Origin of the sequence: Clostridium moniliforme, from assembly GCF_017873235.1 — a bacterium.
GTDB lineage: Bacteria > Bacillota > Clostridia > Clostridiales > Clostridiaceae > Clostridium > Clostridium moniliforme.
This window is the reverse complement of record NZ_JAGGJZ010000001.1, coordinates 642258-667092: the sequence shown is the minus strand read 5'-3', so window position 1 is coordinate 667092 and position 24835 is coordinate 642258. Positions and strand designations below refer to the sequence as shown.

At 25.5% G+C, this 24835-nt stretch carries 24 protein-coding genes; 18 read left to right on the top strand and 6 right to left on the bottom strand.

Going from position 1 to position 24835, the window contains the following annotated elements; all coding sequences use genetic code 11:
• Positions 1–8: 8 nt before the first annotated feature.
• Entirely contained in the window at positions 9–1310 is a 1302-nt protein-coding gene (locus J2Z53_RS03155; protein WP_209795766.1) for an MFS transporter, read from the bottom strand.
• A 359-nt stretch (positions 1311–1669) separates the two neighbouring features.
• On the opposite strand from J2Z53_RS03155, the gene J2Z53_RS03150 reads away from it, so the two are divergent.
• Together J2Z53_RS03150 and J2Z53_RS03145 are read left to right on the top strand one after the other, a co-directional pair.
• Positions 1670–2566 (top strand): patatin-like phospholipase family protein, encoded by an 897-nt coding sequence (locus J2Z53_RS03150; protein WP_209795765.1) that lies wholly within the window; start codon positions 1670–1672, stop codon positions 2564–2566.
• Positions 2567–2578: 12 nt separating this feature from the next.
• Positions 2579–3052, top strand: coding sequence for a methylated-DNA--[protein]-cysteine S-methyltransferase (locus J2Z53_RS03145; RefSeq protein ID WP_209795831.1), 474 nt, complete (start codon positions 2579–2581; stop codon positions 3050–3052).
• Positions 3053–3064: 12 nt separating this feature from the next.
• Here J2Z53_RS03145 and J2Z53_RS03140 read toward each other — a convergent pair whose 3' ends face one another.
• The 3 genes from J2Z53_RS03140 to J2Z53_RS03130 form a co-directional block, all read right to left on the bottom strand.
• Positions 3065–3541, bottom strand: a complete 477-nt coding sequence (locus J2Z53_RS03140) for a hypothetical protein (protein WP_209795764.1) — start codon at positions 3539–3541, stop codon at positions 3065–3067.
• A 171-nt stretch (positions 3542–3712) separates the two neighbouring features.
• Positions 3713–3988: a hypothetical protein gene (locus J2Z53_RS03135; protein ID WP_209795763.1), complete on the bottom strand. Its 276-nt coding sequence runs from the start codon at positions 3986–3988 to the stop codon at positions 3713–3715.
• Between the two features lie 243 nt (positions 3989–4231).
• The gene (locus J2Z53_RS03130; protein WP_209795762.1) at positions 4232–4849 is read right to left on the bottom strand and encodes a hypothetical protein; all 618 of its coding nucleotides are present in this window, start codon (positions 4847–4849) and stop codon (positions 4232–4234) included.
• Positions 4850–5041: 192 nt separating this feature from the next.
• On the opposite strand from J2Z53_RS03130, the gene J2Z53_RS03125 reads away from it, so the two are divergent.
• Entirely contained in the window at positions 5042–5833 is a 792-nt protein-coding gene (locus J2Z53_RS03125; protein WP_209795761.1) for a hypothetical protein, read from the top strand.
• A 60-nt stretch (positions 5834–5893) separates the two neighbouring features.
• On the opposite strand, the gene ilvA is transcribed toward J2Z53_RS03125, so the two are convergent.
• Positions 5894–7093, bottom strand: coding sequence for a threonine ammonia-lyase (gene ilvA / locus J2Z53_RS03120; RefSeq protein ID WP_209795760.1), 1200 nt, complete (start codon positions 7091–7093; stop codon positions 5894–5896).
• A 150-nt stretch (positions 7094–7243) separates the two neighbouring features.
• On the opposite strand from ilvA, the gene J2Z53_RS03115 reads away from it, so the two are divergent.
• From J2Z53_RS03115 to J2Z53_RS03070, 10 genes are all read left to right on the top strand, one after another.
• Positions 7244–7621, top strand: a complete 378-nt coding sequence (locus J2Z53_RS03115; RefSeq protein WP_209795759.1) for a RidA family protein — start codon at positions 7244–7246, stop codon at positions 7619–7621.
• Between the two features lie 230 nt (positions 7622–7851).
• On the top strand, positions 7852–8139 hold the full coding sequence (locus J2Z53_RS03110) for a DUF503 domain-containing protein (RefSeq protein WP_209795758.1): 288 nt from the start codon (positions 7852–7854) through the stop codon (positions 8137–8139).
• A gap of 481 nt (positions 8140–8620) precedes the next feature.
• The gene (locus tag J2Z53_RS03105) at positions 8621–9733 is read left to right on the top strand and encodes a YkvA family protein (protein ID WP_209795757.1); all 1113 of its coding nucleotides are present in this window, start codon (positions 8621–8623) and stop codon (positions 9731–9733) included.
• Positions 9734–9750: 17 nt separating this feature from the next.
• The gene (locus tag J2Z53_RS03100; RefSeq protein ID WP_209795756.1) at positions 9751–10410 is read left to right on the top strand and encodes a ribonuclease H1 domain-containing protein; all 660 of its coding nucleotides are present in this window, start codon (positions 9751–9753) and stop codon (positions 10408–10410) included.
• Positions 10411–10503: 93 nt separating this feature from the next.
• A complete protein-coding gene (locus J2Z53_RS03095; protein ID WP_209795755.1) occupies positions 10504–10677 on the top strand; it encodes a YtxH domain-containing protein in 174 nt (57 codons plus the stop codon).
• A gap of 216 nt (positions 10678–10893) precedes the next feature.
• On the top strand, positions 10894–12195 hold the full coding sequence (locus J2Z53_RS03090; RefSeq protein ID WP_209795754.1) for a helix-turn-helix domain-containing protein: 1302 nt from the start codon (positions 10894–10896) through the stop codon (positions 12193–12195).
• A gap of 17 nt (positions 12196–12212) precedes the next feature.
• Positions 12213–13469 (top strand): helix-turn-helix transcriptional regulator, encoded by a 1257-nt coding sequence (locus J2Z53_RS03085; RefSeq protein ID WP_209795753.1) that lies wholly within the window; start codon positions 12213–12215, stop codon positions 13467–13469.
• A 306-nt stretch (positions 13470–13775) separates the two neighbouring features.
• The gene (clpB, locus tag J2Z53_RS03080) at positions 13776–16379 is read left to right on the top strand and encodes an ATP-dependent chaperone ClpB (protein ID WP_209795752.1); all 2604 of its coding nucleotides are present in this window, start codon (positions 13776–13778) and stop codon (positions 16377–16379) included.
• Positions 16380–16499: 120 nt separating this feature from the next.
• A complete protein-coding gene (locus tag J2Z53_RS03075; protein ID WP_209795751.1) occupies positions 16500–16901 on the top strand; it encodes a hypothetical protein in 402 nt (133 codons plus the stop codon).
• Positions 16902–17255: 354 nt separating this feature from the next.
• On the top strand, positions 17256–18449 hold the full coding sequence (locus J2Z53_RS03070) for a cation:proton antiporter (RefSeq protein WP_209795750.1): 1194 nt from the start codon (positions 17256–17258) through the stop codon (positions 18447–18449).
• A 75-nt stretch (positions 18450–18524) separates the two neighbouring features.
• Here J2Z53_RS03070 and rd read toward each other — a convergent pair whose 3' ends face one another.
• Entirely contained in the window at positions 18525–18686 is a 162-nt protein-coding gene (gene rd / locus J2Z53_RS03065; RefSeq protein WP_209795749.1) for a rubredoxin, read from the bottom strand.
• Positions 18687–19170: 484 nt separating this feature from the next.
• On the opposite strand from rd, the gene rpsD reads away from it, so the two are divergent.
• The 5 genes from rpsD (at position 19171) to J2Z53_RS03040 (ending at position 24834) form a co-directional block, all read left to right on the top strand.
• Entirely contained in the window at positions 19171–19764 is a 594-nt protein-coding gene (gene rpsD / locus J2Z53_RS03060) for a 30S ribosomal protein S4 (RefSeq protein ID WP_209795748.1), read from the top strand.
• 178 nt (positions 19765–19942) lie between these two features.
• Positions 19943–20662 carry a Bax inhibitor-1/YccA family protein gene (locus J2Z53_RS03055; RefSeq protein WP_209795747.1) on the top strand — a complete coding sequence of 240 codons (720 nt, stop codon included), beginning with the start codon at positions 19943–19945 and terminating at the stop codon, positions 20660–20662.
• A gap of 185 nt (positions 20663–20847) precedes the next feature.
• Complete coding sequence (locus tag J2Z53_RS03050; protein WP_209795746.1) at positions 20848–22920, top strand: molybdopterin oxidoreductase family protein; 2073 nt, start codon at positions 20848–20850, stop codon at positions 22918–22920.
• A gap of 148 nt (positions 22921–23068) precedes the next feature.
• On the top strand, positions 23069–24262 hold the full coding sequence (locus J2Z53_RS03045; RefSeq protein ID WP_209795745.1) for a molybdopterin molybdotransferase MoeA: 1194 nt from the start codon (positions 23069–23071) through the stop codon (positions 24260–24262).
• Positions 24259–24834, top strand: a complete 576-nt coding sequence (locus tag J2Z53_RS03040) for a molybdenum cofactor guanylyltransferase (protein WP_209795744.1) — start codon at positions 24259–24261, stop codon at positions 24832–24834. Before J2Z53_RS03045 ends, J2Z53_RS03040 begins: the two co-directional genes overlap by 4 nt.
• Position 24835: the final 1 nt, after the last annotated feature.

Sequence of the window (24835 nt, the reverse complement as noted above, 5' to 3'; positions counted from 1 at the left end):
TATTTTTTTTAAGCTAATGCTTTTTTATTTGAAAAGATTTTAAATAACCACATAATTAATAAAGAAATTGCAATTAATGCTATGAAGATTACAAAACCTTTAGGGAAACCACTTAAGTCTTTTCCACTTTTATCTATAAATGAGGCCATTAAAGGAGGAATAACAAATCCACCAAAGGCTCCAATTCCACCAATCCATCCAGAAGCTCCACCTATTGCATCAGGAACTACATTTGGAACTATTTTAAATACAGCAGCATTAGCAACTCCCATTCCAATACCTAAAAGTAAAACACCTATAACTGCTATAGTTATTGAACCTGCAAAAGTCATAAATATAGCACCTACAAGAGCTATTATTAATGAGATTGTAGCAGTAGATTCTCCGCCATTTTTATCAGCTATTTTTCCACCATAAATTCTAGTTACTGATGTAACAATAGAATACATAGCAGTTAATAAACCAGCTGTTTTTATATTTAATGAGAAGAAACTCATCCAGTAATTTGGTAGCCAACTTGTAAGAGCTAAGAAACCACCAAAAGTTGTAAAGTATATAAGTACTAAAGCCCATGTTTTCCATGTTTTTGCAGAAGCAATTAAGCTTTCACTTACTTTATCTTTAGGGAATAATTCTTGTCCATACTCTGATGAAGCAATTTCCTTAGCTTCAGTTTTAGATACACCATTATCAAGTAATTGGAAGTACCAAGCATTTTGACCTATTTTTATGTAAATTATTGTTCCGACTATTAAAAATACTAGCCATGCTAAATAAGAACCTGATAATCCTAAGAAAGGAAGAGCTAAGTTTGGTATTAATAATGCAAATATTCCAGGTGCTAAATTACCTACTCCAGCATAAACTCCTAAAGCTACACCTTGTTTCTTTTGAGGGAACCAATAAGAAGTTTGACTAATACCAACAGAGAATGTAGCGATACCACAACCAGATAATATTCCAAGTAAAAATAATAGCCAGTAATATTGACTTAGATTTTCTCTAAAAAATGCCATTACTATGTATAATCCAGCCATACCTATAATTGATAATATTAATAAAACTATAAATGGCTTTCTTCCACCAGTTGTATCAACCCAAGCTGAAAATGGAATTCTTAATAAAGATCCAGATAAGGATGGTGCTGATATTAATAATGCTAATAAAATTGGATTAAGATCTACAAATACATGTTTAAATATTGCGACTGTAGGTCCATAAAGAGAAACTGCAGCAAATCCTATAAAGAAACCAATAGTCGCTCCTATTAAACCACGATTAGAATTACCTTTTAATGTTAAGTTATTCATAAATAATGCCTCCGTAATTTTAAGTAATAATTGTTAATTCTTTAACAAAATAACATAAAATAATGAACATTTCCGTGATTAATATCACAAAAATATAAATATTTTATTTTTATATGAAAAATAAATAAAATATTTGGATAAAAATATTAATATTAGTAATTTATAATAAATTTTAGAAATTAATAAATATTATAATAAAAATTAAAAAACTAATATTTATATATTTTTATTAAAAAAAATATGTGTGTTATACTTAAAAATAGATTATTATAAAATATTTTATAGAACTTATAATTATTTGATATAGATTTTGGAAATAATTTAAATTAATGTAGTTTAATTAAAAAAAGGAGATTTGTATGAAGATAGGACTAGTGCTATCAGGTGGAGGCGGAAAAGGAGCCTATGAACTTGGAGTATGGAAAGCTCTTAAAGAGTTAGATTTAGATAAGTACATAGATGTTTTTTCAGGAGCTTCAATTGGAGCTTTTAATGCAATTTTATTTGCACAAGATGATATGCAATCTGCTGAGAATTTATGGGATGAAGTTACTATGGATAAATTAGTTCCTATAAGTAAATTCGAACTTATAAAAAGAGGAGTAGAACTTGTAATTGGTGGTAGGCATCCAAATTTCGTGAAAAAATATATGATGAAAAAGTTAGAAGAAGGTGGAGTGCCAAAGGATGGAGCAAGAGAAATTATAAATAAATATTTAAATATAGAAAAGGTTAAAAGAAGGGGGAAGATATGTTATGCTGCATGTACTGAACTTCCAGATTTTACGCCAAAATATTTTAAAATTAATGATTATGAAGATGATTTAGCCAAAGAAATAATAGTTGCCTCAGCATCTCTTCCAATGATATATGATTGTACAGATATTTTAAATGGGAAATATATAGATGGTGGAGTTGTAGACAATACGCCTATTTTTCCTGTTTATAGAGAAAATTGTGATGTAATTATTGTTGTTCTTCTATCAAAGGATGTTAGAATTGATAAATCGCTTTATCCAAATACTAAAATATTAGAGTTAATTCCAAAAAATTTAAATGAAAATACATTAAATGGAACACTGAATTTAGATATGAAAGCTAAGAAAATGAGAATAAATGAAGGGTATAATGATACAATTACTTTATTAGAGCCAATACTTATGATAGCTAACCTAAAAAGGGAAAGGGAAGAAAGAAAAAATCATCCAAAACTTTTTAGAATATATAATTTTTTAAAGGGGAAAAATAAAAAGTAAAAAAGAGGTGTTATTTTGGCGATATTTTTTTATGAAACGAAAATAGGCAATATAGGAATAAAAGAAATAGATGGAAAGATATCTAATCTTTACTTTAAAGAGAATGAGTTTAATATAGATGATGAAATTAGAGAAGTACCAATATTAAAGGAAGCCTCAATTCAACTTAATAAATATTTAAATGGAGATTTAAAAGAATTTTCACTTCCTTTAGTTGTTAAAGGAACAGATTTTATGATCAAAGTTTGGAATGAATTAGAAAATATTCCTTATGGAGAAACTTTATCTTATAAAGAACTTGGAAAAAGAATAGGAAACCCTAAAGGTGCTAGGGCAATTGGTCTTGCTTGTAACAAAAATCCTATTCCTATATTTATTCCTTGTCATAGAGTAGTTGGAAGTAATGGTAATCTTACTGGATATCGTGGTGGGATTAATTTAAAAGTAAAGTTGCTTAATCATGAAAAAGGAAATAACTATATATAGCAAAAGTAATTTTTAAATATTAGGGAGATCATTAAGTATATCTTTTCTTGCATTTATTCTGTTCATATAAGCAATAAGGGTTGGGATATAGCTTAGTGAAATTTTTTTGTAAGGTAAAGAATGGTTATAATTTTCTTCAGTTTTTTCTTCAGAGCGTTTAAAAGCTGCTAAAGTAAATATAAATAAAGAAATAAATCCAAGAGTTTCACCAACATCTACATAAGGAGTTGCATCTAAAGGAGTTTCTTCTCCACTAAGTCTAATTCTTATTATTTCATTCCCTATAAAAGATGCTTTTAAATAATATATAGAAGATGTAAATGAAATTAAAGATGCCAAAATTTCAAGATTTGATATTTCTAAATCTATTTTTAAAAAATAATATTTTTTTTCTTCCTCTGATAAATTATTAATGTTTATATTAGAATTTGAATTAAAATAAGTGTTATTTTTAATATAAGATTCAAATATTGTATTACTTTCATTCATAAAAAGTTATTCCAAATATTAAGTAATGCTTTGATTTAATATATGTAAAAATATTATTGTTTGTCCCTTTTTAGGAATAGTATTTTATTTATAATTATAAAATAAAAATGAAAAAGAAAAGCTATTTTACGAAATATTTTAATTTTGCAAAACAGCTTTTAATTTTTTAAGTTATATTTCTTTTAATATAATTTGTTGCATACCCATTACCTGAGGCCATGTTTCATTTGGCGAAAGAGAACGTTGAACCCCTCCAGGAGTAATATTTTTTACTCTAAGTTCATAAGTTCTTAGGTTTATTAAAAGCAATGGATTACCAAGATTATCTTTTCCTATAACTTTGCATAATGTACCTTGATCTCTATAGTATTCTTTTACTGCTTTTAATAGAGTATCCATATTATAATATACGTCAGTAAGTTCCAACAAAACTTTTCTATTAAACATAAAAGCCCCCCTTTTTTATTTGTTTTTAATATAAATTTTTATAATTTTAAGAAATTTAATATTTTTTCTTTTAATTATAATTTACTTTAATAGGATATCTATGATAATATAAATTTTAAAAAATACCATATTTCAAAAATACCCCTCAAATTACAATATAAACTATAATTGTTAACTAAGAGAGTATTATAAAAGAAAAATATATTAATGTATCTTTTTTATAGATAAGTTTTTAATATATTATTAAAAAAATAATGGCTGTATACTGCTAAGTACAGCTTGGGGACATACCGTTTTAAATTTATCAAATAGTTCAAATGAAGGATCTATTACTTCAATTTCTTCATTATCATATTTAAAGGATATATAATTGCAATCAAAATCAAATCTTATATCTCCAGGTGATTCATCAATTGAATTATAATCATAATCCTTCATAAAGTTTATAATAATATCTCTATTTGAATTTAGCTTACAAAGTTCTAATATATACTTATTTTCAATTATAAATTTTTTTTCTATTTCAATAATAAAGGAACTTAAAATAATTATAGGTTTTATTATTAAATCTCCATCCGCGTCTAAAATTTCATATCCATCAATGGTTTCCTTAGCAAAGAAATTTTTATCTCTACTCATTAATATAGTTTCTTTAGTATCTTCTTTAAATTCTGCATATTCAATTTTTATTTTTTCAGATTTCCAATTAAATAATTCTGAAATATTACTGTCTTTATCAGCAAGAAGCTTATCTAATTTTTTTGCTTCAGAGTAAGTAGTATTTTCTTGAATAGCAGTTTTATATTCATTTAATTCTTTAATAAGCTCATCAATTTTCTTTATCTTAAGTTCTTTATTCAAGATATATCCCTCCCTTTCATTAAAAATATTATAACATTAAATTTGAAAAAATTCTTTGGAATTATAATTTATAAATAATTATTATTTATAAATTAGTCTTACAAAATATAATGATTTTAATAGAAAAATTTTGTATAATAAATAAAAATAGACATAAAATTTAGCATAAATTATACAAGGAGAAAAATTATTATGAATAATAAACATAAGAGAGAAACTATACTTATTGGCATAGGGCTCATAGCATTATCCCTTTTTCTTCATTATGTACATTTCTTAATTTTTAAGGATTTGCATCATACTTTAATTTTTTTATTTGCTGATATAGCATTTATTCCTATGGAAGTTTTTTTCACAGCATTTGTAATTGAAAGATTATTAGAAGATCGTGAAAAGGCACATAAGATGGAAAAATTAAATATGATTAAAGGAATATTTTTCTCAGAGTTTGGAACTGACCTTTTAGAGGAATTTTCAAAGGGTGATAGGGATATTGAAAATATTACAAAGGTTGCTATAGTTAATAAAGAATGGGGAAAAGATGATTTTAAAGAGTTAGAAAGAGTTATAGATGAACATAAATTCTCTGTTGATATTTCTAAAATAGATTTAGAAAAGGTTATAAATATTTTAGAAAGCAAGAAAGATATGATAATCTCATTTATAGGAAATCCAATTTTAATGGAACATGAAGTTTTTTCAGATTTACTTATATCTTTATTTCATCTTTTGGAAGAGTTTGATGATAGATATTACAATATAATATGCCAATGTTGTGATGAAAAAGCTCATATAGAGAAGGATATAAATGACTCTTATGAACAATTAGGAAGAATATGGGGAAGATATATGAAACATTTAAAAAGTGAATATCCTCAGTTGTTTATAAAAGCTATGCTTCACAATCCATTTGATAAAAGAGATATAAAAGATAAGTTAGAAAACTGTGGACTAAAATGTATAAATGAAAAGAATAAAAATTAATTTAAAATTTTATTTTACAATAGTGAAGCACTTAAAAAATTAAGTGCTTCACTATTTATTTTAATACAATTGTTCTATTAAATAGCCTTCATTTTTAAATTTATCTTTTATTCTTTCAATGTGTTCATATCCATTTGTTTCAACAGTTACTTCAAGTAAAGTATTTCTATACTTATTAACTGCTTTAAATTGATTATGTTCAAGTTTAACTACATTAGCATTAACTTCTCCAAGTATTTCAGTTATTCTATTAAGTTCTCCTGGAATATTTGGAAGTTCTAAAGTAAAGCAGAAAAGTCTTCCTCTAGATACTAAACCACTATTAATAAGTGCAGTTATTGTTAGCATATCAATATTACCACCACTTATTACAGAAACAACATTTTTACCTTCAAAGTTTAATTTTGATAAAGCAGCTAAAGATGCTACACCAGAAGCTTCAGCTACAAGTTTTTGTTTTTCACTAAGAGCTAAAAATGCATCAACGATTTCATTATCTGTTACAGTTACAATTTCATCAACATGTTTTTGAATTATTGAGAATGTAAGTTCACCTGGACACTTTACAGCTATACCATCAGCTATTGTGCATACAGATTGTAGATAAGATAATTCTCCACAATGAAAGCTTTTTTCCATTGCATTAGCACCAGATGCTTGCACCCCTATTATTTTGATATTAGGATTAATTTCCTTAGCAGCTAATGAAATACCACTAATTAATCCTCCACCCCCAATTGGACAAACTATTGCATCAACATCTTTTAAATCTTCAAATATTTCAAGAGCTATAGTACCTTGACCATAAATAACATTTATATCATTAAAAGGATGTATAAATGTAGCTCCTTGTTCTTCTTCGATTTTTTTTGCATAACTATAGGCATCATCGTAAACGTTACCATGTAAAATCACGTTTCCACCTAATTCTTTTGTTGATTGAACCTTTAGATATGGAGTAGTATTTGGCATTACTATTGTTGCATTAATTCCCATTAAGTTAGCGGCATAAGCAACCCCTTGAGCATGATTACCAGCAGATGAACAAACAACTCCTTTAGCTTTTTCATCATTTGTTAAAGTCATCATTTTATTAAGAGCACCTCTTAGCTTGTATGCTCCGGTTAATTGTAAGTTCTCACATTTCATATAAACATTATTGTTACTTGCCTTGGAAAAAAATTTACTATGTAATAAAGGAGTTTTTACTACTACATCCTTAATATTTTCCCTTGCAGCTTTAATATTATCTAAATGCATAAACAACACCTCTTTTTGATATACTTATATTTGTATTATAACATTTACAAAAAAATATTAAAAACTATAAAAATAAAAATTTTAAAATATTTAGACTTTTTATGAAAAATTTCCTATAATGGAAGTGTAGAAAACAAAGGAGGGAGTTTTATGAATAAAACAATAATTAAAACAAATAATGCACCTCAAGCAATAGGACCATATTCACAAGGTGTTAAGGTAGGAGATATGATTTATACATCAGGTCAAATTCCACTAAACCCAGAAACAAAAGAATTGGTAACAGAAATAAAAGCTGCTACAAAACAAAGTTTAACAAATATTAAGGGAATACTTGAAGAAGCAGGATCAAGCATGGACAAAGTTATAAAAACTACAGTTTTTGTAAAGGATTTAAATGACTTTGCTGCAGTTAATGAAGTTTATGCAACTTTCTTTGAAGGAGAACCACCTGCAAGAAGCTGTGTGCAAGTAGCTAAGCTACCATTAGATGCACCAGTTGAAATAGAAGTAATCGCTTTAGCATAATAAAATAAAATTAAAAATCTTTAATAAAAGTCTTGATAACTTATTACCAAGACTTTTATTTTATTTAAATATATTTTTATAAGAATATTCATTAATTTATTTATAAATAATATAATTAATGAATAACTTAATTACTTTTTGTGAAATTATTGGTTAAACAATTTATTATATTTTAGATATATACTATTATAATAGTATAAAATTAATTATAAATTTGGAGGATAATTTTTATGGATATCTTACTTATTAAAATAACAATAAGAAATTCTTGGGTAAAATCATTAAAGGAAAAGCGAATGATAGTTAAAAGCCTTATCCAAAAGTTAAAAAATAAATTTAATATTTCAGTTGGAGAAGTGGATAAGCAGGATAATCATAAAATTATGGTAATAGGTATTTCAGCAGTATGTGGAGATGTTAAGATAGCACATTCAACTAAAGAAAAAATATTAGATTTTATAGAAGATAATATAGAAGGTGAAATCATTAATATAGATGAGGAAACTGAAATTTTCTAAATTTATTAAATAAATATAATTTAGAAAATAACAATAAAAATTTATTATACTGATTTAAAGAAACTATTGTTTAATACATAATTAAACATAAAGTCATAAATTAAAAAATATTATATAAAAGGTTGTTAAGATACTTTAAATAAAAATATTAATACATTATTGTTGTTAAATTATAAGATAAAAATAATTATATTTAAATTATCGTTTAATAAAATATTAAAGAACAAAATGATAAATTTCTCACATTAAAAATATTTAATGAATTTTATTTAAATATTTTACTTATGGATTATTACTAAATTAATAGAGTAAATTTACTGCACAATACATTGTGCAGTTTTATTTTTTATTTAATAATTATAAAGTAAAAATTTAAAAAGCATTACAACATAAACTCATTTTTAATAAATATTATACAATTTACATTATTACTATAAAAGGTTAAAATAAAGAGAATAAAGTATTTTGGAGGAGAGTTTTTATGAATATATCAAAGGTTTGTGTAAATCTTACTGGAAATGATATTTTAACTATTATAAATGATTTTGTTCATGTAAAAGGTTTGTTTTTAGATGAAGTGATAATAGATAACAGTATTTTAGTGAAAGGAACTTTTACTAAAGGATTAAAAATAAAATTTGAGGCAACAATAGATGATATAAATGTTATAGATGGAAAAATTGTTGGAAGATTTTCTAAATTAAAGTTATATAAATTAGGTATATTTAGAATTTTTAGAAGCTTAGCTTTAAAGTTTGGATTAAATAAAGCTGGAGATATTGGAATAGAAGCAACAAAAGATAAATTAACAATTAATATGGACAAGATTTTAGAAAAAGTACCTTTTGTAAATCTATCAATTCAAGAGGTATATATAAAAGATGATTTAATTTTTGCAGATGTTCAAAATGTTAATGTAAATATTTCCGATATAAAAACAATAATGCAAAAGAAACCTGAAGTAGAAAAAGTTAAATGTAATGAATCTAGCTCTTCTTTAGAAAGTAATAATATTTATAAAGATGGAGATGAAGAATATATAAATAATGCTTTAGATGAAAATTGTATTGAAGTTCAAAAGTGTGAAGAAAATGAAGAAGAACAAAATGAAGAAGAAGAGTTTGAAGAAGTAATTAAAGATTCAAAGAAATGTGATGATTATTATTCTAAGGGGAGAGAAAATACTAAGGAGAAGATAGAAAAAAAATTACCTAATAATGCAAAGAAATATTCAGATTATTTATTTTTAGTACCAGATTTAGTAGCACTTATTTTTAGACTATTAAAGGATGAAAGAGTTCCTATGAAAACAAAACTTACAGTATCAGCATCAGTAGCTTATATAATTTGTCCAACAGATATGATACCAAATAATATTCCTTTTATTGGGAAAGTAGATGACTTAGCTGTATTATTTTTTGCATTAGATAGAATAGCAAAGGATGTTCCTTTAAAAGTAATAGTAGAAAATTGGTCAGGCAAAAATGAACTAATTTTAGTTTTAAAAACTGGGCTTGAATATGTTACTAACTTTACAGGTGCAAGAAATGTGGAGAAAGTTTATAATATTGTGGAACAATTATCAACATTATAATTTATAAGGAGAATTATATGGCAAAATTTTATTCAGTATTTAAAGGAAAATCAGGAGTTCCTAAAATCTTAAATTCTTGGGAAGAATGTAAAAAAGAAGTTATAGGATGTAAGGGAGCTATATATAAAAGTTTTAAAACTATGGAGAAAGCTAAAGAGTTTATTCTTTTAAATTTAGATAATAAAGAGCAAAATAATAATAGTAGTAATATTTCTACAAAATTAAATGAAAAAACATCTGAAAGCTTTTTGGCAGATGAAGGTTTAACTGTTTATGTAGATGGAAGTTTTTCTTTAGAAAAAAAGAATTTTTCTTATGGACTTGTAGCAATAGATAATGGAAAAGTTATTTATGAAGATAAAGGAATTGGCTTTGATGAAAAGGCAGTTCCACTTAGAAATGTGTCAGGTGAAGTTCTTGGAGCAATGAAGGCAGTAGAATATGCTATAGAAAAAGGATATGAAAAAGTAACTATAGTATTTGATTATCAAGGAATAGAATCTTGGGCACTTGGAACTTGGAAAAGAAATAATGAAATTACTTCAAATTATAATAAATTTATGCAAGAAAAGATGAAAGAGATAAAAATAAGCTTTAAAAAGGTTAAAGGACATTCTGGAGATAAATTTAATGATAGGGTAGATTCTTTAGCTAAGGAAGCTTTAGGAATAAAATAAAATTACCTAAAAATTTCTTAGTTTAAAAACAATATAATTACATACTATAAAGATAGCATCAAAAATAATTTTTTATTAAAGAGGTGTTATCTTATGAGTAAATTAATTAAAGGAATGGCTGCTGGTGCCTTAATAGGGACTGCAGTTGGAATGGCTATGTTACCACAGTTAGACAGAAGAACTAAGAGAACAATGAAAAGGGCTGGAAGAAAATTAGCAAATGTAGCTACTGATACAGTAGAAAATATGATGTCAATGATGAAATAATCTAAAAAAGTACTTACTTTCTAAGTAAGTACTTTTTTATTTTCTTTATATATTAAAATTAATTTAAATTTTAGTGTTAAAAAAACACACAAAGTTTAACAAGAATATTGTATATATTTATAAACACATGTTATAATAAATCTAAATTTATACAAAATGTAAATAAAATTAATAAATGGTTAATAAAATAAGAAATAACAAAGGGAAGAGATTATTATGAAAATTCTATCTTTAGGAGAAAAAATTAAAAGAAAAAGAAAAGAACTTAATATGACATTAAAGGATTTAGCTAAAGACAGAATAACGCCAGGACAGATAAGTTTAGTTGAATCAGGAAGGTCAAATCCATCAATGGATTTATTAGAGTATCTAGTAGAAAACTTAGATACTACAGTAGAGTATTTAATGGAATCTGAAGAGAGCCAAGCAAAAAAAATATGTACGTATTATGAACAAATAGCAGAGGCGTATATACTAAATAAAGAATACTCTATTGCAGAAAAGTATATAGAAGAGGCTTTAACTTATTCAGAAAAATATAAACTTGAAAATAAAAAAGCTAAGATGCTTTATTTAAGAGGAAGTATAAATGTTAGAGAAGGAAATTTAATTTTAGCAGAACAGTGTTTCTTATCAGCAAATATAATTTTTATAAAAAATAATAATCATAAAGAAATTATAAAAACTTTTTTAAATCTTGCCAAGATAACATTAGAGCTTAAATCATATTATTCTGCTAACAGCCATTTAAAACAAGCTGAAAAAGTATTTATAGATAATGATATTTGCAATGATTATCTTTTAGGAGAAATTTATTTTTACTTATCAAAAACATATTTTGCAATGAATAATTTAAGTAAATCAATAGAATATGCATCTTTAGCAAATGAACAATTTGAGAGAATAAATAATAAAGAAGCATATGCTAAAAGCTTATTACTTTTGTCAGAGGAACATAATAAAAAAGGGGATTTAGAAAAAGCAATAATATATTCTAAGAAAAGTTTAAAAATATATAAGGAAATAGAAAAATCTGACCATGTATATATAATAGAAAATGAACTTGGAAGATTATTTTATAATTTTGAAAATATAGATGAGTCATTTAAGCACTATGAATTTGCAAAGGATATAAAAACTTCAAATGATGACAAAAAATTAATTAAAACTTTAATAAATATATGTGAGAATTATTTAAAAATAAAAGATTTAGTTAAGTGTCAAAAAGTTTTAGATGAAATTTTTGGAAAAATTACTGATGAAGATATAGAAGAAAGAATAGATTGTAATTTAATAAAATATAGAATGTATATAATAAATGAAAAGAATATAGAAGCAGAAAATATATTACTAGATAGTTATAGATACTCAAAAGAAAATAATATGCTAAAAAAGGCTGGAGAAATTGCAATTATGTTAGGCAAATTTTATATAGATAATAAAAATGATGAACAAGCTAATAAATATTTAAATGAAGGGGTTAGTATTTTCAAAGACATAGGGATACTAAATAATTAAATAAGTGGGAGGCTGAAATGGAGATATATTCAACTGGAGAAAAAATAAAAAGAGCTAGAATATATAAAGGGATTACATTAAAAGAATTATGTGGAAAAAAGATATCAATATCAAAGATGAGCTGTATTGAAAATGGAAAAGTAAAGGCAGATGAAGAAATTTTAAGGTATGTTGCGGATATTCTTCAATTAGATTATGAATATATATCAAAGGATGTTTATGAGCAAATCATAGATAATATAAAATTTTTAGAAACTGAGGATATTTCTAAAAAAGATAAAGAAAAATATATACTTTTAAATTTAGAATATGCTATTGATTATGAATATTATAAGTTAGCTTTTGAATTAATTCATAAGTTATTTAATTACTATTTAAATGAAAATAAATTTAATGAAATATTAGATATAGTTTCTAAATATTATGATTTATACAGAAGAAATAATTCAAATGAAACTACTATAATATATTTTAAAGATATGGCAAATTATTTTTATATAAATAAAGAATATAGTGAAGCTAGATCATATTATAATAGAATTTTAGAAATATTAAGAGAAGATGATAATAAAGACTTAGATCTTTATTCTTATTTAATGTATAGAGAATGTATGTGTCTTTTAAAATGTGGAGAATATGAAGAGGCAAAAAAAACTTTAGAAAAAGCAAAAGAATCAGTAAAAAATCTATGTTCAAGGAAAATTAAAGGAAGAATATATTATGCTCATTCAATTATAGGAATACTTAATAAAGAAGTAGAAGAAGAAAATTTAAAAAAATCATATGAGTTTTTAGATGATAATATAAGAATCATAGAATCTAAAATAGATTTTTCAGGTGCCTATTTTATTGTTGGAGAGGAAGAGAAAGCATTAAAAGAAATAAATGAAGCTATGGAAATGCTACCAAATGATAATACTTATAAAGTTGGAATGTTGTATGTAAAGGGTGCAACTTTACTTAAAAGAAACAATAAAATAGAACTTGCAGAAAAATTTGCAGATAAAGCATTAAACATTTCAATAGAAATAAATAATATAGAATTAATTGAAAAAGCCTATTATTTAAAAGGAAAATTGCTTCAAAATCAAGGGAGATATAGAGAGGCAGAATTGTATATGAACTTGTCTTTAGATTCCCTTGTAAAGTTTGGAACTAAGAAAGATTTATATAATAGATATATAGAAATGGGAAATATGTATCATAAAACTAATGAAATAAGAGACTCAATAAAATATTTTACACTTGCAATGAAAATTCAAGAGAAAATATAAAATTACTTAATTATAATAAATTTTCAATTCAAAAACTGTTAGGAAATATTAAAAAATTTCTTAATGGTTTTTTTGTTTAATTAAAAAATTTTTTTCATGAATATAGTTATTTTATATAAGAAAAAATATTTTTGAATAAATTAAAGATAAATAAAGAAAATTAAAGCAATATAAAGTTTAAATTATATGAAAAGGAAATAATTAATTAAAACTTTAAAAATTATTCAAAAAATAATCTTTGACTTTCTTTGACTAATATAATATTATAAAAATAAATAAAGGAAAATTGTAAGAGGTGAAATAAAGATGGATGTAGAAAAAATGACTTTAAGAGTGCAACAAGCTCTAAATGATGCTAATTTAATAGCAGTAAAAAATAACAATCAACAAATGGATGTAATTCATCTTTTTGCAAGTTTAGTAGAACAACAAGATGGACTAATTCCAAATATATTTACAAAGATGGGTGTGCCAATAAAAAGTTTAGAAAATACTATTAATCAAGCAATATCATTATTACCTAAGGTAACATCATCATCAAATTCAGATTCAAATGTTTATATAACTAAGAAAATACAACAAGTATTAATAGATGCAGAAGATATTTCAAAGAAATTTGAAGATTCATATATAAGTGTTGAACATTTAATGCTTGCAATAATGAATATAGATAAAGATGGGGAAACTGGAAAGATTCTTAGAACTTATGATATAACAAAAGAAAAATTCATGGAAGTTTTAAAAGAAGTTCGTGGAAGTCAAAGAGTTGATACTCAAGACCCAGAAGGAACTTATGATGCATTAGCTAAATATGGAACAAATTTAAATGATTTAGTTAAAAGTCATAAATTAGATCCAGTTATAGGAAGAGATGAAGAAATAAGAAGAGCAGTTAGAATTCTTTCAAGAAGAACAAAAAATAATCCAGTTTTAATTGGTGAACCTGGTGTTGGTAAGACTGCAATAGTTGAAGGCTTAGCTCAAAGAATAGTTAATGGAGATGTACCAGAAGGATTAAAAGAAAAAATAATTTTCTCTTTAGATATGGGATCATTAATAGCTGGTGCTAAATATAGAGGAGAATTTGAAGAAAGATTAAAAGCTGTTCTTAAAGAAGTTCAAAATAGTGAAGGAAGAATAATATTATTTATTGATGAAATTCACACAATTGTAGGCGCTGGTAAAACAGATGGTGCAATGGATGCAGGTAACTTAATTAAGCCATTACTTGCAAGAGGAGAATTACACTGCATTGGTGCTACAACTTTTGATGAATATAGACAATATATTGAAAAAGATAAAGCATTAGAGAGAAGATTCCAACCTGTAATTGTAAATGAACCATCAGTTGAAGATGCTATTTCAATATTAAGAGGATTAAAAGAAAGATTTGAAATTCATCATGGAGTTAGAATTCATGATTCTGCTATAGTTGCAGCTGCAAAACTTTCAGATAGATATATTCAAGATAGATACTTACCAGATAAAGCTATTGACTTAATAGATGAAGCTGGTGCAATGATTAGATCAGAAGTAGATTCACTTCCAACAGAACTTGATGCTGTAAGAAGAAAGATATTCCAATTAGAAACTGAAAAAGAAGCATTATCAAAAGAAAAAGATGATAATTCTAAAAAGAGATTAAGTATAATTGAAAAAGAACTTGCAGAACTTAGAGAAGAAAATGATGGAATGACTGCAAAGTATGAGAAAGAAAAAGAACACATTGTAGACCTTAGAGATCTAAAAGAAAAGTTAGATGAAGCAAAAGGTGAACTTGAAAGATATGAAAGAAATTATGACTATAACAAAGTTGCAGAAATTAGATATAGTACAATTCCAAAACTAGAAGAAAAGATTAAAGAAAAAGAAGAAGAAGTTAAAGAAAATTCTGATGGCGCTTTATTAAAAGAAGAAGTAACAGAAGAGGAAGTTTCAGAAGTTCTTTCAAAATGGACTGGAATTCCAGTTTCAAGACTTATGGAGGGAGAACGTGAGAAATTACTTAGATTAGATGAAGAATTACAAAATAGAGTAATTGATCAAGAGGAAGCTGTAGAATCAGTATCAAATGCAATACTTAGAGCAAGAGCAGGGCTTAAGGATGAAAATAAACCAATAGGATCATTTATATTCTTAGGACCAACTGGTGTAGGTAAAACAGAACTTGCAAAAACACTTGCAAGAACATTATTTGATACAGAAGAAAGTATGATAAGAATAGATATGTCAGAATATATGGAGAAACAATCAGTATCTAGATTAGTTGGACCACCTCCAGGATATGTTGGATATGAAGAGGGAGGTCAATTAACAGAAGCTGTTAGAAGACATCCATATTCAGTAATATTATTTGATGAAATTGAAAAAGCTCATCCAGATGTATTTAATATATTTTTACAAATATTAGATGATGGTAGACTTACAGATAATAAAGGTAAGACAGTAGACTTTAAAAATACAATAATAATTATGACATCAAATATAGGTTCTCAATATCTACTAGATAATCATATAGAAGGAAAGATTTCAGAAGATGCTAGAAATTTAGTAATGAATGAAATGAAATCAAAATTTAAACCAGAATTCTTAAATAGAGTTGATGATATTATAATGTTCAAACCATTAACTCAAAGTGGAATTAAAAAGATAATTGATATATTCTTAAGGGATGTAGAAAGAAGATTAGTTGAAAAGAATATAAAATTAGAAGTAACAGATGGTGCAAAAGATATATTAGCAAGAGAAGGATATGATCCAGTATATGGAGCAAGACCACTTAAGAGATATATCCAAAACACTTTAGAAAATAGATTAGCTAGAATGATAATTAAAGGAACAATAGGATATGGTTCAATTGTAAAAATTGAGGGTGAAGGAGATAATTTAACAATTAATCCTATTAATTAAAAGTATATAAGTTACTAAAACTACAAAAAATAAATATAAATAAAATAAGGTAGGATGAAAGAGAGAATCTTTTAATCCTACCTTTTTATTAGATTTATAATTTGCACAGGAGGAATTTTAATGGAATATTTAAATTCAGAAGATAATTATTTAGTTGTATTTCCTGATGGTAGAGGTGTTACATTTAAGGATTTAGAGGGATGTCATAGTTATATAAATAGATATTATGAAGAAAGAATAAGATTACATGCAATGGATGAAGTTTATGAAAATTATGATTTAACAAAAGAGGATTCAAGACATAGAATATCTACAATAATAGGAGCTGAGGAAGGAGATGCAAAAATATATTATCTAGATGATGTATTTGAAGCTATACAAAATTCAGGAGCATTTTTAGATGAGCAGGAAGATGTAATAGGAAAACTTATGAAAAGAAATTCAAAAATAGATACAACTGATTATGGATTAGATAAAATATTATTAAATGTTGTAGTAGATGTAATAGAGGGAAGATACTAATTATCAAAAAATTTATAATTTATATTTTCAAATATCAATTAATTTTGATTTATATAAAATAGATAAATTTAAAATTTATATTAAAAAACTTAAATAAATAGGTTAATAAGGAAAAAACTATAAAATAGGTATAGATATTCCTGCTTTATGTAATATATTAATAAAATAATGCAATATAAATTGATAATTTAATATTATAGAAAAATTTTATTTACAAAAAATTATCTTAAAGTTTTTAAAAAATTTAAATATAAAATGTTAATTAATATATATACAAATTTTTAACATTTTAAAATAAAAACATATATGATATAATTCTTGAGGAATTAAGACAACAGGAGGTTATCGTAGTAAATGTTATCATATAAGTATTTACTTGATATAGCCATGATACTATTAAGTACAAAAATATTTGGGCTAATATCAAGAAAGTTTAAAATGCCACAAGTAGTTGGAGCATTACTTGCAGGTATTATATTAGGACCAGCATTGTTGGATATATTACATGAAACAGATTTTATTCATAAAATGGCTGAGCTTGGAGTTATAGTTCTTATGTTTACAGCAGGATTAGAAGCAGACATAAAAGAATTAAAGAAAACAGGAAAAGCAGCTTTTGTTATTGCAGTTTTAGGAGTTGTAATTCCTTTAGTAGGAGGATTTGCAGTTGCATATTTATATAATAATGGAACTGGTGTAATCGATAACAAAACATTGCTTCAAAATGTATTCATAGGAGTAATATTAACTGCCACTTCAGTAAGTATAACAGTTGAAACTTTAAAAGAACTTGGAAAATTAAATTCTAAGTCAGGAAATACTATTCTTGGAGCTGCATTAATTGATGATGTATTAGGAGTAATACTATTAACTTTAATAACAAGTCTTTCAGATTCTTCTGTAAGTTTATCAATAGTATTCTTTAAGATAATTGCTTTCTTTATCTTCTCAGGAGTAATTGGTGTTATATTTAATAAACTATTTAAACTTTGGTTTTCAAAATATGATAAAGATCTTAGAAGATTCATAATAGTTGCTTTTGCATTATGTTTAATTTTATCCTATATAGCTGAAGAATTCTTTGGAGTAGCAGATATAACAGGAGCTTTTATTGCAGGGCTTATAATATCTAATACTGAAAAAACAAAATATATTAATAGTAGATTTGAAACCTTATCTTACATGATTTTATCTCCAATATTTTTTGCAAGTATTGGAATAAAGGTTGAGATAAGTAGTATGACTATGAGCATATTAGTTTTTACAATAATTTTATTAATAATTTCCATACTTTCTAAAATACTAGGATGTTCAATTGGAGCAAAAATATTTAAATATACAAATAGAGAAGCAATTCAAATAGGTACAGGCATGGTATCAAGGGGAGAAGTAGCATTAATTGTAGCAAATAAGGGAATAGCAATAGGGCTATTAAGTTCAACTTTTTTAGCACCAATAGTTATAGTTGTTGTAATAACTACTATAATAACTCCAGTACTTTTAGAATTTGCATATTCAAAAAATAAAAATTTAAATACAGTTTCTTAAATATTTATATAATAAGTAAAAATACAAAATAGGATATGAAATTTCATATCCTATTTTGTATTAGAAATTTTTTTATTATTCTACTTCTGAGAATTGATCTTTACCAACTCCACATAATGGACAAACCCAATCTTCAGGTACATCTTGGAAGGTAGTTCCAGGATTAACTCCGTTATCTGGATCTCCTACCTCTGGATCATAAATATAACCACATACATCACAAATATATTTTTTCATAGTAATTCCTCCTAAATATATAATAAATATTAGGTAAGATTAATAAATTTGCATTTTAGCAAAAAATTATCTAACCTTTTAATATTTTTCATATAGATAATTTATTACAATTATTATCTATTATTTTAATTATATACTATATAACTAAAATTTTCATAACAATTTTTGTTAAATATTCTTTAATTAAGTTATTTTTTATATTAGGTAATAAAGATAATGAAATTAAGATAATATTTTTAGTTTAGTTTTTAGTATTTAATGATTAATTTTTAATTAGTATTTGAAAAAAACATATTAATTATTATGAAATAATATAATTAGATTATTTTATAATTTATAGTATTTATTATATATTTGTAGTATTTATTAAAAAAATAAAGATAATTTCTAAAAATGAGAATATTTAATAATGATAATCATTTTCAAATAAGTGATAATTGTGATAATATACCTTCATAAAGTATTTTATAGGAGGTAAGCCAAGATGGCAAAGATGAGAGGACCACGTTTTAAAATGTGCAGAAGATTAGGACTTAATGTTATAGGTCATCCTAATGCAATGAAACGTGCAGGCAGAGGCACAAGTAGAGCAGATAAAAAATTATCTGACTATGGTGTAAGACTATTAGAAAAACAAAGATTAAGAGCTTATTATGGTGTATTAGAAAAACAATTTGAAAGATACATAAATGAAGCTTTTAAATCAAAAATGCAACCAGGTGAGGCTTTATTATTAAGACTTGAATCAAGACTTGATAATATGGTTTATAGAATGGGTTTTGCAAATTCAATAAGAGCTAGTAGACAAATGGTTAATCATGGACATTTTCTTGTTAATGGAGAAAAGGTTGATATTCCATCATATAAGCTTAAGCCAGGTGATAAGGTAATGCTTAGAGAAAAATCTCGTAAGACAGAATTTTTCGTTAATACATTTAGAGATAATGAATTAAATACATTACCATATATAGAAAAAGATGTGGACAATTTCACTGGGATATTTACTAGAGAGCCAGAGAGAAGTGAATTACCAATAGAAATTGATGAACAATTAATAGTTGAATTCTATTCTAAGTAAATCTAATTTTATATAACATAATCTTCTTATAAAATACAGTATATTTTGCCATAGGATAAGTATTAAATTCGTGCAGGAATTTAATACTTATTTTTTTATTAAAATATGATGAATTAGTATAATTTAAATGTATAATAGTGTTATGATAGAATAAAAAGAGAAAGGGGATTAGAATAATATGCGTATAGGAGAAACAAATCCAGCATTAGAAAAAGGTTTTGAAAATATTATATCTAATAATACTACAATGTCTATAAGTGGGACTATAAGTAAAATAATAATTTTTCTTGCAATAGTTTCAGTTTCATTTACTTATAGTTGGTTTCGTATTCCATATAGTACAGGAATATTAACAGGAGTTGCACTTCTTACATTTATTTGTGCGATGATTACAACTTTTATGCCAAAGATAGCTCAATTTTCAGGTGTTATTTATGCAGCTTTTGAAGGCTTATTATTAGGAAGTATATCAAAGTTATTTAATAACTTTTATCCAGGAGTAGTCCTTCCTGCTATAATTCTTACAATAGTAGCTGTTTTAATAACACTTGCTGTTTATGGGAAAAAGCCAAGTTTAGCAGGTAGAACAAGAAAAGGTATAATGATTGCAATGGGAACAATTGTTGTTACATCATTAATTGGAATTGTATTAAGTTTTTTCAATATAACATTGCCAATATATAATAACGGGCCAATAGGAATAATATTTAGTTTGGCAGTTGTAATAGTTGCAACAATAAGTTTAATGCAAGATTATGACTTTATTTTAAGAGGAGCACAATATGGAGCACCAAAATACATGGAATGGTATGCTGCCTTTGGGTTAATGGTAACACTTATATGGTTGTACATGGAGATATTACAATTGTTAGTTAAAATTGTTTCAAATAATGATTAGTAAAAAGCTACTTTTATTAGTAGCTTTTTTATTTATATGTGATATTAGTAACAAAAAATGGATAAAATATAATTAATTTTAAATGTATGTGATTATTATCACATTAATTAAAAAAAAATAATGTTAAAATTATAACTAACTATGATTTTAGTGAAATATTGGCTTAAAAAGAGGAGATGACCATAATGGAAGTTAAACAATCTGTTTGTAATTATTGTTCTACAGGATGTAATCTTGATTTCAATATTGAAAATGGAAAGATAGTTAAAATAATAGGAACAAAAAATTATCCGGTAAATTCAGGAACAGCTTGTATTAAAGGATTAAATTTAGATAAACAATGCACTATATATGGAAAACAAAGATTACCTCTACTTAGAGGAAAAGATGGTAAAATGCATGAAATATCATGGGATGAAGCCTTTAAAGTATTTGCAGAAAGAATGACAAATATTAATGAAAAATATGGAGACGGAAGTTCAGCTTTCATAAGTACAGGACAATTACCAATGGAAGAAATGGCTTTACTTGGCTTAATAGGAAGAGGATTTATGAAAATGGAGGGAGATGGAAATACAAGACTTTGTATGGCAACATCTGTTGTAGCATATAAGCAAAGCTTTGGTTTTGATGCTCCAGGGTATACATTAAAGGATTTAGAACTTTCAGATACTATGATATTTATTGGAGCAAATCCAGCAATTGCCCATCCAGTTTTATGGGGAAGAATAAGAAAAAATAAAGATGCTAAGAAAATAGTAATTGATCCAAGAAATTCAGAAACTGCAAAGGGTTGTGATTTGTGGTATGGAATAAAGCCAAAGGCAGATTTAATATTTTTATATACATTAGCTAATTTACTTATTGAAAAAGGCTATATAAATGAAGATTATATTGAAAAACATACAGAGGATTTTGAAGGGTTTAAAGAATTTGTAAAGAAGTATACATTAGAGGATGTTTTTGAAAAGACAGGATTAACTAAAGAAGAAATTTGTGAAATTGCTGAAATAATACATAATGGTAAAAAAGTTTCTTTCTGGTGGACAATGGGAGTAAATCAAGGGTATGAAGCAGTAAGAACAGCTCAAGCAATAATAAATATTGCTGTAATGACAGGAAATATTGGAAGAGAAGGAACAGGTCCTAATTCAATTACAGGTCAATGTAATGCAATGGGTTCAAGATTATATAGTAATACTACAGGAATTTATGCTGGAAGAGATTATGCAAATGAGGAAGATAGAAAATTTATAACTAAGGTTATGGGAATAAAAGATGAATATATTCCAAAAAGACCAACAATTGCATATCCAGAAATAATACAAGGAGCTTTAGATGGAAAGATTAAAGGCCTTTGGATAGTTTCAACAAATCCTGCAAATTCATGGATTGATAACAAAAAGTTTAATGAAGCAGCTGAAAAAGTTGATTTTCTAGTAGTTCAAGATTTATATAGTGATACAGACACTGCTAAGATTTGTGATCTTTTCTTACCAGCAATTCCTGGAATTAAAAAGAGTGGTACTTATATAAATACAGAGCGTAGATTATCTGCCTTAGTACCAATGGTTCCTAAAGAGGAAAATGAATTAACAGATTTTGAAATTTTAAGAGGAATAGGAATGGCTCTTGGAAAAGAAAAAGAATTAGAAATGTGGAAAACACCAAGAGATGTTTTTGAACTTCTTAAGAAATCTTCAGAAGGTATGCCTTGTGATATAACAGGGGTAGAATATGAAATGTTAAGAGATGGAAGAGGAGTTCAATGGCCATTTAGAAAAGGCGATAAGCTTGTAGAAGATGAAAGAAGACTTTATGAAGATGGAAAATTCTTTAGACCAAATGGAAAAATGAAATTTATGTATGAAGATATAAAGGATAATAAAGAAAAGCAAACAGAGGAATATCCTTATATTTTAAATACAGGTAGAGGAACAGTTGGTCAGTGGCATACTCAAACTAGAACAAGAGAAATTCCTATAGTTAATAAAATTACACCAGCTGATCCTTATATAGAAATAAGTGAAGAAATAGCTAAGGATAAAAATATAGAAGATGGAGAGCTTATAGAAGTTTTATCATCTAATGGTAAAAAGGTTAAAGTTAAGGCTAAAATAAATAGTGGACTTAAGAAAAATCAAGCATATGGACCAATGCATTATATAGAAATAAATACATTAACTAAAGGTGATTTTGATGCTTATTCAAGAGAACCATCTTATAAATTTGTAACAATAAATATAAATAAATTATAGTTTAACTTATGTAAGATTTAACAGTATCTTTATTTATTATTTAATTAAGATTATTAGAAGTATAATATGTAAGATAAATTAATTTATTAAATATAATGCTCATTCTTTAAAAGGAGTGGGCATTATTAACTTTAAAGGAGAGTTATTTATGGTAAGTTTAGAAGAAGCTAGAAATTTATTGTTAAGTAAAGTAAAAAAAATTAAAGAAGAAGAGGTTAATATAGAAGATGCTTTAGGAAGAGTATTATATGAAGATATACATTCTAAAATAGATAACCCACCCTTTCCCCGTTCTCCTTTAGATGGATATGCTATAAGGGGAGATGATACAAAGGGTGCATCAAAGGATAATCCTATATACCTTAAAGTTATAGATAAAATATATGCTGGAGAAGTGTCAGAAAAGACAGTTAATGAAAAAGAAGCAGTTAGAATAATGACAGGTGCTCCAATTCCAAAAGGAGCAGACTGTGTTATAAGGCAAGAAGATACAGAAGAGAGTGATGGAGTAGTTAAAATAAAAAGTGAATTAGCTCCATATGATAATTATTGCTATAAAGGTGAGGATTTTAAAAAAGGAACAAAGCTTTTAAAAAAGGATACCTTTATTACTTCAGCAGAAATTATGACTATTGCTTCATTAGGATTAGATAAGATAAAAGTTTATAAAAAACCTGTTGTTGGAATATTAAATACTGGAGATGAAATACAAAATCCAGGATATCCATTAAAATACGGAAAGGTTTATAACAGTAATGGATATTTTTTGAAAAGTAGACTTAAGGAACTAGGATGTGAACCTATATTATATAATATTATTTTAGATAAAGATGAAGATATTATAAATGCAATAAAGGATATGGAAAAATACTGTGATATTATAATTTCTACGGGTGGAGTTTCTGTTGGTGAGAAAGATATAGTTAGGTTAAGTGCAAAAGAAGCAGGTTATGAAATATTATTTTGGAAAATAGATATGAAACCAGGTTCACCAATGTTTGGTGCTTTTAAAGGAGATAAAATATATATAGGTTTATCAGGAACACCAGTTGCAGCAGCAACAAGTTTTGAGCTTACTTGTAGAGATATAATTGCAAAAATGTTATCTTCAAATAAAATTTCTCTAAAAGAAAAAAAAGCCCTATTAATGGAAGATTATAATAAGGTAACTAAAAAAAGAAGATTTTTGAGAGTTAATTTAAATGATAATAATGAAGTCACTATAAATAATGTATACCAAACACCAGGTCAAGTTCACACTATGATTAATAGTAATGCCATTTTAGAAGTTAAACCTAATAAACACCTAAAAAAAGGTGATGTAGTGAAGGTTATAATATGATAAAAAAGACTGCAATAATATTATCTGGTGGGAAAAATAGTAGAATGAATTATAAGACAAAGGCATTTTTAAAGTTTAATGGAGATACTTTTATCCATAGAATTTTATTAGCTATTGCAGATTATGAAGAAAAAATAATTTCCTGTAATAATTTTAAAGCTTATAAAGATTTTAAGAATGAGGCTTTACTTGTATCAGATTCTTTTAAAGAAATAGGTCCAATTGGAGGGATTTATTCTTCATTAAAAACAAGTAGTTTTTCACATGCATTAATAGTTGCTTGTGATATGCCATTTTTAAATAAAGATATATTAAATTATTTAGGAAATTATGATTTTAAAGAAGATGCCTTAATTCCAATTGTTAATGGTAAAATAGAGCCTTTATGTGGAATATATAAAAAATCTTCTGTAAAAATTATTGAAAGTATGATTAAAGATAAAGATTATAAGCTTATGAATTTATTAAAAAATTTAAATACAAAATATTTAGATATAAAAGATAATGATAACTTTTTAAATATAAATAATCCAGAAGAATATAGTGAATTAATTAAAAAAGAAGGTGAGTAGT